Here is a 1,048-nt window from a genome sequence, read left to right as displayed (position 1 = left end):
CGCCGGACAACGTCTACACCGGCACCAACGACCCTGTGGTCAAATCGATCGCCTCGGTCACTGGCGCTGACGTCGGCAAGTTCGAGCAGTTGACCCTGGACAAGACTCCGGTCAGCACCACCGTCACTGACGAGCCGGGTACTCCGGGCAACGAAGGCGACCTGGTACAGGTCACCATCACTGCCGATCAGGCGTCGGTGGCCGAGAACGTCAATCCGACCTTCACCGTGCACATCAACCAGGCGCTGGCCCATGACCTGGTCGTGACCCTGAGCAACAACGCCCAGGTCACCATCAAGGCTGGCGAAACCAGCGCCCCGTACACCCACGCTGCACAGGGCGATGACGTCTATAACGACGCTGGCCAGATCAGCCTGGGCATCAAGTCTGCTGTGGACGTTGATGGCCGTACCTTCGAGAACCTGCAACTGGGCGGCGACGCTTCGGTTCAGGTGACTGACACCACCGACGAAGTGGTGGCCAAGCTGACCGCGACCCCTTCGGTCACCGAAGGCGGCGAGATCACCTACACCATCACCCTGACCAACAAAGACGGTCTGCCGATCAACAACCACTCGGCCCTGACCTTCACGCTGAGCGACGGCAAGACGGTTATCACTGTACCGGCCAACGGCACGACTGGTTCGGTTACCGTCACTGCCCCGGACAACGTGTATGTGGGTGCTAACGATCCGGTCGTGAAGTCCATTGCTACCGTTGATGGTGCTGATGTTGGCAAGTTCGAGCAGCTGACCCTGGACAAGACTCCGGTCAGCACCACCGTCACCGACGAGCCGGGTACTCCGGGCAACGAAGGCGACCTGGTACAGGTCACCATCACTGCCGATCAGGCGTCGGTGGCCGAGAACGTCAATCCGACCTTCACCGTGCACATCAACCAGGCGCTGGCCCATGACCTGGTCGTGACCCTGAGCAACAACGCCCAGGTCACCATCAAGGCTGGCGAAACCAGTGCACCGTACACCCATGCTGCACAGGGCGATGACGTCTATAACGACGCTGGCCAGATCAGCCTGGGCATCAAGTC

1 protein-coding gene is annotated in these 1,048 nt (G+C 61.2%); it reads left to right on the top strand.

The annotated features are described in order from the left end of the window. Nucleotides 1–1,048, top strand: a 1,048-nt coding sequence (locus tag CAY82_RS24770; protein WP_140399145.1) for an immunoglobulin-like domain-containing protein, incomplete at both ends; no start/stop codon positions are given.

The sequence above is a fragment of the Pseudomonas sp. SID14000 genome, from assembly GCF_002165135.1.
Taxonomy (GTDB): domain Bacteria; phylum Pseudomonadota; class Gammaproteobacteria; order Pseudomonadales; family Pseudomonadaceae; genus Aquipseudomonas.
Note: the sequence above shows the minus strand (reverse complement) of the source record. Positions and strands in the feature narration are given on the sequence as shown.